At 47.4% G+C, this 11,855-nt stretch carries 4 protein-coding genes; all 4 read left to right on the forward strand.

Translation table 11 applies throughout. The features are described 5' to 3' along the window. The coding region (locus V5G28_RS32290; RefSeq protein ID WP_336231516.1) for an SDR family NAD(P)-dependent oxidoreductase at window positions 1-3,420 on the forward strand (3,420 nt) is incomplete at its 5' end. Window positions 3,421-3,437: 17 nt separating this feature from the next. Then, entirely contained in the window at window positions 3,438-6,650 is a 3,213-nt protein-coding gene (locus V5G28_RS32295) for a type I polyketide synthase (protein ID WP_332990004.1), read from the forward strand. Continuing rightward, window positions 6,635-10,345, forward strand: a complete 3,711-nt coding sequence (locus V5G28_RS32300) for a type I polyketide synthase (protein ID WP_332990006.1) — start codon at window positions 6,635-6,637, stop codon at window positions 10,343-10,345. Before V5G28_RS32295 ends, V5G28_RS32300 begins: the two co-directional genes overlap by 16 nt. A 1-nt stretch (window position 10,346) precedes the next feature. Next, window positions 10,347-11,855 (forward strand): type I polyketide synthase (locus V5G28_RS32305; protein WP_332990008.1); only part of this gene is annotated, 1,509 nt, incomplete at its 3' end.

Here is an 11,855-nt window from a genome sequence, read left to right on the forward strand (position 1 = left end):
CGTTATGCTGATTTCTTAGCAAATCATCCTGAAGTTTCTTTGGCGGATGTTTGTTATACAGCTAATACAGGGCGTACGCATTTTAACCACCGCCTTGCTGTAGTTGCCGAATCTAGCGTGCAATTGCAAGAGGCACTTAGTGCTTTTGCCGATAGCAGGGACGGCAGCTCGGTGAACGGTCAGGTAAGCAACAAGCGCCAGAAGATAGCCTTTTTATTTACTGGTCAAGGCTCTCAATATGTAGGAATGGGACGCCAACTCTACGAAAATGCGCCCGTCTTCCGCGCCGCCCTAGACCAGTGCGATGAAATTCTACGTCCATATTTAGGGCAGTCACTACTGCAAGTGTTGTATCCCAAATCAGAGGAGAACTCACCACTAGACCAAACCGCTTACACTCAACCTGCCCTATTCGCCATAGAGTATGCTTTGGTGCAACTGTGGAAATCCTGGGGCATTCATCCTGATGCCGTCATGGGTCATAGTGTCGGAGAATACGTAGCTGCCACTGTCGCTGGGGTCTTAAGTTTAGAGGATGGGCTGAAGCTGATAGCCCACAGAAGCCGCCTGATGCAAAGTCTACCTGTTGGTGGTGAAATGGTGGCAGTCTTTGCTTCGGAAAAAGAAATACGTGAAATTAGTAAAATAAATGATACAATAGTAGGATTTGCAGCCTTTAATGGACCGCGAAACACGGTGATTTCTGGCTCGGCACAGGCAGTTCAAGCAGTTTGTGCTGACTTAGAGGCAGCAGGAATAAAGACCAAAAAACTACAAACTTCTCACGCCTTCCACTCACCGTTGATGGAGCCGATACTCGCTCAATTAAGTGAGGTAGCAGCTACAATCAAGTACGCGGCTCCCCAAATGACCATCATCTCCAACCTTACAGGTTCTCAACTGACATTCGAGGAGATATCGGCTGATTACTGGTGTCGTCATTTGCGCTGTCCTGTACAATTTGCCAAAAGTCTCAACACACTTCATGAGGGTGGTTATGAGGTGTTTGTGGAGATAGGACCAAAACCAACGTTGTTGGGGATGGGGCGGAATTGTTTACCAGAAGAGGTGGGAGTGTGGTTGCCTTCCTTGCGTCCAGGACACGAAGATTGGCAGGTATTACTGCAAAGCTTAGGGGAACTATATGTGCGTGGAGCAGATGTAGACTGGTCGGGCTTTGACCGATACTACGGGCGTCGGCGTGTGATGTTGCCCACATATCCCTTTCAACGACAGCGTTATTGGGTGAATATCGGCGAAAACGAGCATTCACAAGCAGGCGGCTTATTCCAAGAAAAGATTCAAAGCCCCATCATGAAACTCTTGAGCCAAGGAAATACTCAACAGCTAGTCCAAAATTTAGAAAAGGCAGGAGAACTTTCAGAAAATGAGTTAGAATTACTGCCCAAACTATTGCAACTGTTAATCAAACAAGACCAACAGTTGCTAACAAAAGATTGGCTCTATGAGATACAGTGGCACCAGTTACCGCGTGATGTAGAGACGAGAAATGGCGCGTCTCTACAGAAGAACGGGATTCGCAAAGCTGGTACTTGGCTAATTTTTGCTGACTTGGAAGGTGTGGGACAAACCCTAGCCAAACTTTTGCGATCGCGGGGTCAGACGTGTATTTTAGTTTATCCAGGGAATAGCTATAACATCAAAGAGGGCGAAACTTGGAGCATCAACCCTTATAGCCCAGTAGATTTTGAATTTCTGTTCCAAAAGGTTTTAGGAATGGAGCGACCTTTACAGGGGATTGTCCACCTGTGGAGTTTAGAGGCAGAATTAGCTTGGGATCTGACAGTCTCCTCTTTAGAACAGGCTCAGACCTTCGGTGTTGGGAGCGTGCTGCATTTGCTGCAAGCTCTAATAAAGAAACTGGACTTCGCATCTGCTTCCCCCTCACCTCGGTTGTGGTTAGTGACACGGGGAGCGGTACCAATCGGTTCAGAGCTTCCTGGGGTGGCGCAAGCGCCTCTATGGGGGTTAGGCAAAGTCGTAGCGCTGGAACACCCAGAATTGTGGGGCGGAATGCTCGATTTAGCTCCCGAATACACAGCCTCTGAAGCAACAGAGTTGTTAGCAGAAATAGAGAATTCTTTTGGGGAAGACCATATTGCCTTTCGCAACGGCTTACGCTATGTCGCTCGCTTAGTGCCCAAACAACACGAAGAATCCAAACAAGTGACGCTGCACTCAGATGGCACTTACCTAATTACTGGAGGTTTGGGTGCTTTGGGACTAAAAGTAGCCCACCTGCTGGTGTCGCAGGGGGCGAGACAATTGGTGCTCACTGGGCGCAACACTGAAAAAGATGAAGCACAATCAACCCTGAGGGAATTGGAACAACTAGGAGCTAAGATATTCCTCCAAAAGGTAGATGTATCCGATGAAGCGGATATGATGAGATTGCTTGAGACAGTTCAGGCAACAATGCCACCGTTGCGAGGAATTGTTCATGCTGCCGGAGTTTTAGATGATGGCATCTTGCAACAGCAGTCGTGGGAACGCTTTAGTAGAGTAATGGCTCCCAAGGTAAGAGGGGCTTGGAATCTACACACCTTGACCGATGGTCTACCGTTAGACTTCTTTGTTGTATTTTCTTCAGCAGCTTCATTACTTGGCTCAGCAGGTCAAGCAAATTACGCAGCAGCCAACAGCTTTATGGATGCTTTGGCTCATCATCGCCGCTTGCAAGGACTACCAGGATTAAGCATTAACTGGGGACCTTGGGCCGAGGTGGGGATGGCAGCAAGCTTGGCAAACCATCAGCAAGCTGCTAACGCGATGGGACTTTCTAGCATCGCTCCAGATCTTGGATTGCAGGTGCTAAAACAGGTACTAGGACAAGCTAGTTCACAGGTTGGGGTGCTGCCAATCGATTGGTCAGTGTTGAGGCAGCAATTAAGCCTAGGTGGTCAACTGCCGCCGTTGTTCTTTGAATTGTTTGGTAAGACAAAAACCCAGGCAGAAACAGATTTGGCATCGGTGCCACAGTCTGATATTCTACAAAAATTACAAGCGGCTCCGGCAAGCGATCGCCTCTCCCTATTAACTGCTTACATTCAAGGAGAAGTCGCCAAGGTTCTGAAGTTTCCACCATCTCAATTGCCCGATCCAAAACAAAACTTCTTCGATATGGGTATGGATTCTCTGACATCAGTTGAGTTCAAAAACCACTTGCAGAACCATTTCGGGCGATTCTTTCCGTCAACTTTAGTCTTTAACTATCCCAACATTAACGCCCTTGTCCAATACCTATCTCAAGAAGTTTTGTCCCTAGAAATTTCTGCTCAAGCAAGTCAGGATTTGCTGGAAAGTCAAGAAGAACTGACCACTTCTTTAGAAGAACTTAAACAACTTTCTGAGAGCGAGGTGATGGTTTTAATTTCTCAAGAATTTGAAGCGTATCGCTAAGGAGGATTTCTTTTTGTATGAGTCAGTCCCCGTCAAATACTAACGAACTCTCTCCACTGCAACAATCGCTTTTTGTAGTGCAGAAATTGAAATCCAAACTTGCTGAGATTGAGAATGCAAAAACAGAGCCAATTGCCATTATCGGCATGAGTTGTCGGTTCCCTGGGGGAGCCAATGACCCGGAGGCATTCTGGCAGCTATTGCATGAAGGTGTAGACACCATCGCTGAGGTGCCAGCCCAAAGGTGGAACACTGATGCTTACTACGATTCAAACCCTGATGCACCGGGGAAAATGTACGCTCGGACTGGGGGTTTTGTAGATAACGTAGATCAGTTCGACCCCGCGTTCTTTGGGATTTCCCCTCGGGAAGCAATCAACTTAGACCCCCAGCAGCGCTTGTTACTGGAGGTAAGTTGGGAAGCTTTGGAAAATGCCGGACAGCCATCGAACCAGTTAGATAACAGTCAAACCGGCATTTTTGTGGGCATTGGACAAAATGACTACGCACAATTGAAGTTCGATGATCCGACACAAATCGACGCTTACAGCGGAACTGGGAATGGCTTTTGCTTTGCGTCTGGTCGGTTGTCCTATGTTCTCGGGCTACAAGGTCCCAACATGGCGATTGATACCGCTTGCTCTTCTTCGTTGGTTGCCATTCATTTGGCTTGCCAAAGCCTGCGTACAGGAGAGTGCAATCTGGCTTTAGCAGGCGGTGTACAGTTAATCTTATCGCCAGAAATCACCATTTTTCTGTCTAAGACACACGCTCTCTCTCCAGACGGTCGATGCAAGACGTTCGATGCAGCTGCCAATGGCTTTGGTAGAGGTGAGGGCTGCGGAGTGGTGGTGCTCAAGCGCCTATCGGATGCTGTAGCAAATCGAGATAACATCTTAGCTGTGATTCGAGGTTCAGCAATTAACCACGATGGACCTAGCACAGGTTTGACAGTTCCAAATGGTCTAGCTCAGCAAAAACTCATTCTTAAGGCTCTACAAAACGCTAAGGTAGAACCTTCTGAGGTAAGTTATCTAGAGGCTCACGGCACAGGAACAGCACTAGGTGACCCAATTGAAGTGGAGAGCTTAGCAACCATATTTGGCAAGGGACGCTCTCAAGACAACCCCTTGGTAGTTGGTTCGGTGAAAACCAACATCGGTCACTTGGAAGCAGCAGCAGGAGTCGCAGGTTTAATGAAGGTGGTGCTTTCGCTCCAACACAAGGAGATTCCACCTCACCTGCACTTCAAACAGCCGAATCCTCACATCAACTGGGATGAAGTGCCAGTGGTGATACCAACGTCGCCGATGCCTTGGTTTTCAGGAGAAAAGCGGCGGTTGGCAGGAGTCAGTTCCTTTGGGATGAGCGGCACCAACGCTCATATAGTGTTGGAAGAAGCACCGATATTAGAACCTGTCAAAGCGTCCGTGGAACCAAGATCTGATCTACTAACGCTATCGGCAAAGACTCAAGAGGCGCTGTTGCAGTTAGCACTTCGGTATGAAAATTTTCTAGCTGTCAATCAGTCGTTAGATATAAAAGACATTTGTTATACAGCCAATGCGGGTCGAACTCATTTCAACCACCGCCTTGCTTTGGTTGCCTCGGACAACGCACAAGTGCGTGAACAGCTAGCAAACTTCTCTAGCCGACAGGAAACAGCACAGGTATTTCAGGGACATAGCAGCAGTTTGCCCAAGGTAGCCTTTCTTTTCACTGGTCAGGGGTCTCAATATGTGGGTATGGGACGCCAACTGTACGAAAGTGCGCCGGTTTTCCGCGCCGCCCTTGATCAGTGCGATGAAATTCTGCGTCCATACTTAGGGCAGTCACTACTGCAAGTGCTGTATCCCGAACCAGGGGAAAGTTCACCACTAGACCAAACCGCTTACACTCAACCTGCCTTATTCGCCATAGAGTATGCTTTGGTGCAACTGTGGAAATCCTGGGGGATTCATCCTAATGCTGTGATGGGTCATAGTGTCGGGGAATACGTCGCTGCCACTGTTGCCGGAGTCTTGAGTTTGGAGGATGGGCTGAAGCTGATTGCCCACAGAAGCCGCCTAATGCAGAGTCTACCAACTGGTGGTGAGATGGTGGCAGTGTTTGCTGATGAAACTTCTATACGTGCAGTTACTGAAATAGATGAAACAAAAGTAGCATTTGCAGCATTTAATGGATCGACAAACACGGTGATTTCTGGCTCTGCACAGGCAGTTCAAGCAATTTGTGATGAGCTTGAGGCAGCAGGAATAAAGACCAAAAAACTACAAACCTCCCATGCCTTCCATTCACCGTTGATGGAGCCGATACTTGCTCAATTGGGTGAAGTAGCAGCTACAATCAAGTATGCCGCTCCCCAAATGACCATCATCTCCAACCTTACAGGTTCTCAACTGACATTCGAGGAGATATCACCTGATTACTGGTGTCGTCATTTGCGCTCTGGTGTACAATTTGCTAAAAGTATCAACACACTTCATGCGAGTGGTTATGAGGTGTTTGTGGAGATAGGACCAAAACCAACGTTGTTGGGGATGGGGCGCAACTGCTTAAGCGAAGAGGTGGGAGTTTGGCTGCCTTCCTTACGCCCAGGACACGAAGATTGGCAGGTATTACTCCAAAGCTTAGGGGAGCTATACGTGCGCGGAGCAGACGTAGACTGGTCTAGTTTTTACCAAGAGAATTTGGGACAACGAGTTAGCCTACCAACTTATCCTTGGGAGCGATCGCGCTATTGGATTGAGACAAAACCAGTTGAGAAAAACTCGCACCGTCTGCAAGCAGCCCAAAACGCAAATGATACCACGAAACATCCGCTTTTAGGTTCTCAATTAAAAACAATTGCGCATCTTCCCAACAGTTACTTTTGGGAACTTGAGCTTGATAGGCACCGCCTCCCTTATCTCACGCAGCATCGACTCCTGGGAGCCGCAGTTGTCCCTGTCGCGGTTTACGCAGAAATGGCTTTGGTTGCTTGCGAAGAAGCTTTTGGGGGATTTCACCAAATTAGAGATCTGGAACTGCACAATGTACTCTTCATCCCTGAGAATGGCACTCAAACCGTTCAAATTATCCTTACTACTGATGGGGATGGCTTAGCATCTTTTCAAGTTTACAGCCGCCCAACAGATGGAGAACCATCCTCTAAAAAGTGGACATTGCATGCAACTGCAAAAATTGCTCACAGTAACGAACAGGAGAAAAAATTATGCAGTTTGGCTTAATGTTCTTTGCCAGTAGTGAAGAGGCTTTAATCGGAGATAAATATCATCTGGTTATTGAGAGTGCTAAATTTGCAGACCAACACGGCTTTTCTAGTTTGTGGGTACCAGAACGACATTTTACTGAATTTGGATGTCTTTACCCAAACCCAGCAGTGCTGCATGCGGCACTAGCAAGGGAAACTAAGCACCTCCGCTTGCAAGCTGGCAGTGTGGTCACCCCAATACACAATCCCATCCGGATTGCGGAAGAGTGGGCTGTTGTCGATAATTTGTCGGGAGGTCGGGTAGGAATTTCCTTTGCTCCTGGCTGGAACCCTGATGACTTTGCTTTCTTTCCAGAAAGATATCAAGACCGCCATAAAGAAATGCTTTCTGGCATCGAGATTGTAGAAAAACTTTGGCAGGGGGAATCCATCTCGGCAACAAATGGCAAGGGTAACCAGATTGACATCCGGATCTACCCAACGCCAATTCAAAAAAAATTGCCTGTTTGGCTCACAGCTTCTGGAAACCCCCAAACTTTTATTAAAGCTGGGGAGATTGGTGCCAATCTTTTAACTCATCTTTTAGATCAGACCATTGAACAGTTAGGCGAAAAAATTGCCCTTTATCGTCAAGCACGGGCAAACCACGGACACGCTCCGGAAACAGGTGTGGTGACGGTAATGTTGCATACCTTTGTTGGAGAGGACATGAATGTCGTCCGCGAGCTGGTTCGCAAACCCTACTGCGAATATCTCAAGTCGAACATCGGTTTACTTAACAACCTTGGCAGCAGTAGAGGTCACAGCGTAAATATCGCTGCCATGTCTGCAAAAGACCTGGATGATTTTGTTAATTTCTTATTTGAAAGATTTGCTTCTTCTAGAGGACTCATCGGAACACCAGAAACCTGTGTTGATTTGCTGGAGCAATTAGATAATATAGGTGTGAATGAAGCTGCCTGTCTGCTTGACTTTGGACCGAACGCAGATTTAATTCTGAAGCATCTACCTTATTTAAATCAACTAAAAGAACGTTACAATGTCGAACAAAAGCGATCGCCTTTGGCATTAGACTTTGCGCAATCGCCGCTCAATGGTCATTCAACTGTAGCCGAAGTCTTGACTAGAGATTTGAGTTTTTCGGAGACTTCAACAAATGGTGCTAGTAATGGTGCTAATCCTACTTTAGAGCTACCAGAACAAATCCAAGCTCGATGTCAAGAAGAAATTCCTGGTTCGGAATTTTATCACAAGTTGCACGAACACAGGGTTCAGTTGGAAGGAAGTTTTCAGGGTATAGAACACATCTGGCGACGTGATGGGGAAGCCCTAGGGCTAGTGCAGCTTAAGGAAGAACTCACACCATCAGCAGATGCTTACAAAATCCACCCGGCGTTCTTGGATGCTTGTTTCCAGGTGTTAGGAGCAGCATTACCAACTTACAATTCCTCTAATAATGAAGGTACGCTTTACATACCTTCTGGTCTTCGCAGTTTGCAAGTTTACGATCCAATTGACAAAGAGGTATGGAGCCACGCGGTTCTGCGGTCATCGGTGAGCAATAGTGCGGACGAGTTAGTGGGAGACGTGTACATCCGCGATCGCCAAGGAAAAATGCTGGTCAAAGCCTCTGGTTTACAGCTACGGCGAACTGAAACTCCTAAACAACTGACCACTCAAGAAAACCTTAACGATTGGTTCTATGAAGTGCAATGGGAACCAACATCACTACTAGAAAGCAACAACCCGCAACCAGAACAGCCAGGGAGTTGGTTAATATTTACAGATAGCAGTGGTGTTGGGCAGAGACTGGCAGCACTTCTGACAGCACGCGGAGAAACATGTTTTATAATTTCCTCAAGTAAATACCAGGTTTCAGAACAGGGACAATTTTGGATCGACCCAAATCGTCCAGAGCAGATGCATCAATTCATTGAGAATGTACTCGAACCGAATCAACCGTTGTGCAAAGGTGCGATCCATTTGTGGAGTCTCAATGAAACTTTTTCTGATGAGATGACATCTTCATCTTTGGAAACGAGCCAAGTGTTGGGAGTTAGTAGTGTATTGAGCCTACTCCAGGCACTAAGCAATGTTAAACAAACCGTGCCCCCTCGTTTATGGCTTGTTACTAAAGGTGCTCAGTCAATAGGTACAGAGTCTTCACTTCCAGCGATCGCCCAGACACCACTTTGGGGTTTAGGTAAAACCTGTGCTACAGAACATGCAGATATCTGGGGAGGAATGGTAGACCTAGATCCTCAGGCGACAGAAGATGAAACAGCGTCTCAATTGCTGAACGTCATTTGCACTCAGGACGTAGAAGATCAACTTGTTTTCCGTCATGGACAGCCTTATGTTCCCCGTCTCGTACAAAAGCGCGAATCAGTAGAAAATGCGCTGACCTTTAGCTGGCGCAACGATTACAGTTATCTACTCACTGGAGGGTTAGGGGGTATAGGGCTTCAAGTCGCTGAATGGATGGTAGAACAAGGTGCTCGGCATCTCATTTTATTAGGACGTACTCCCTTGCCTCCACGCTCAACTTGGAGTGAGGTAGAAGAAGGTAGTATAGCTAACCAAATAGCTGCTATTCTGAACTTGGAAGCCCAAGGAGCCAGTGTATATCTCGCTTCAGCAGATGTAGCAGATGAGACAGAAATGTCCGAAATGCTACAAACACTGAAAGACCAAGGTTGTCCACCAGTTCGAGGTGTGGTACACATGGCAGGTATACCGGGAGGAAAATTATTAGTAGAACTGGATGCTGAGCGAGCGAATCAGGTGTTGCGTCCAAAAGTGATGGGAGGATGGCTTCTGCACCGCCTTTTTGAAAAAGTCGATTTAGACTTTTTCATACTTTTCTCTTCGGCAACGCACCAACTGGGCTTACTGAGTCGGGGAGTAGGAGATTACAGTGCTGCCAATGCCTTTTTGGATGCTCTTGCTGATTATCGTACAGTTCAAGGGTTGCCAGCAGTCAGCATTGAATGGGGACCTTGGGCTGAGGTGGGTATGGCTGCACGGGTTCGCAACGACGAGCGACTTGCACGCTTCGGAATTGGAAGTATTACCCCCGAGCAGGGACTGCAAGCAATGAGCCGTGCTTTACGCCAAAACTCACCTAGTGTTTGGGCAATTCCAATAAACTGGTCACAGCTTCTGCAAATGGATCAGGTCGCTGCTAAATCTCCTTTTCTCTCGAAGTTGAGCCGCCAAGTATTCTCACAAGAAGGAGCCGCGCTAGGTTCTCAACAGTTAAAGGCGAGGGAAAGTGAGATTTTACAAAAGTTAAAACAGCACCAATCAAGCGAACGTTTCTCTGTCTTAACTGCTTACATTCAAGGAGAAGTCGCCAAGGTACTGATGCTTGGGCCATCCAATTTGCCAGATCCGCAACAAGGTTTTTTTGACATGGGTATGGACTCTTTGATGGCGGTCGAGTTCAAGAACCGTTTGGAAGCTAGTTTTGGTGCTTCTCTTCCAGTGACTTTAACCTTTGAATACCCGACGATTAAAGATGTTGCCGGATATCTGGTTAGGGAAGTTATGGATTGGGATGTCCCTGCGGCAAATGAGACGGAGTTACCTAAAGGCGAAGACGAGCAAGCCGAGGCTTTGTCAGAGGTAGAACAGCTTTCCGATGATGGAGTAGAAGCGTCAATTGCGGAGGAACTCGCAAAACTAGAAAATTTGGTGAGGGGGAACTGAAATGGGCAACATTTCTGAGAGAGTAGAAAAATTATCTGAATCGCAACGACTTCTTCTGGCGTTGAAGGAAGCGCGAACCAAACTTGAGGCGGTTGAGCGTTCAAAAACAGAGCCGATCGCAATTATTGGTCTCGGCTGTCGGTTCCCAGGGGGTGCTCACGATCCAGATAGTTACTGGAGACTCATGCGTGATGGTGTAGATGCGATTGTAGAAATTCCCCGTGACCGCTGGAATATTGATGCTTACTATGACCCAGACCCTGATGCCCAAGGGAAAATGTACATCCGTATGGGTGGATTTCTGCAACAACAGGTAGACCAGTTCGACCCCGTGTTTTTTGGGATTTCTGCTCGGGAGGCGGCGAGCATAGATCCGCAGCAGCGGTTACTGTTAGAGGTGAGCTGGGAAGCTTTGGAAAGAGCTGGAATTGCACCAAAGTCTCTAGCTGGTAGCCGAACTGGCGTTTTCGTAGGAATCGGTCAAAATGATTATGGACAATTGCAACTTTCCAGTGACCCTACAAGTATCAGCGTTTATGACGGCACGGGTAATGGCTTTTGCTTTGCGTCTGGTCGATTGTCTTATATTCTAGGGCTACAAGGTCCAAGCGTATCTATGGATACTGCTTGCTCTTCTTCGTTGGTGGCTATCCATTTAGCTTGTAAAAGCCTCCGCACGGGAGAGTGCGATATGGCTTTGACTGGCGGCGTACAATTGATGTTGTCACCAGGAGCAAATATTTTTCTATCTAGGTCTCATGCCCTCTCCCCTGATGGTCGCTGCAAGACCTTCGATGCCGCAGCTAATGGTTTTACTCGAGGCGAGGGCTGTGGGATATTAGTCCTCAAGCGTCTCTCGGATGCTGAAGCAGATCGGGACAACATCTTAGCTGTGATTCGGGGTTCAGCAATGAACCACGATGGACCCAGTAGTGGTTTGACGGTTCCCAATGGCTCAGCTCAACAAGTGCTGATTCGCCAAGCACTCAAGAACGCGAAGGTAGAGCCGTCGGAAATAAACTATGTGGAGGCTCATGGTACGGGAACGCCTTTGGGAGACCCGATTGAGGTAAGAGCTTTAGGAGCTGTGCTGGGTGAAGGGCGAGCAAAAGACAACCCTGTGATCATTGGTTCGGTGAAAACCAACATCGGTCACTTGGAAGCATCAGCAGGAGTCGCAGGTTTAATTAAGGTGGTGCTTTCCCTGCAACACAACGAAATTCCAGCTCACCTGCACTTCAAACAGCCGAGTCCTTACATCAACTGGGATGAGCTGCCAGTGAAGGTGCCAACGTCGCCGATACCTTGGTTTTCAGGAGAAAAGCGGCGGTTGGCAGGAGTCAGTTCCTTTGGGCTGAGTGGTACCAACGCTCATATAGTCTTGGAAGAGGCACCTCCAGCAATTCAAAATTCAAAATTCAAAATTCAAAAAGAAGATAAAATTGAACGTCAATTGCATCTTCTGACCTTGTCAGCGAAAAGTGAGAAGGCACTTGGCGAGGTAACGCAA

Origin of the sequence: Scytonema sp. PRP1, from assembly GCF_036697665.2 — a bacterium.
In the GTDB taxonomy this organism is placed as follows: Bacteria; Cyanobacteriota; Cyanobacteriia; order Cyanobacteriales; family Nostocaceae; genus Kalymmatonema; species Kalymmatonema gypsitolerans.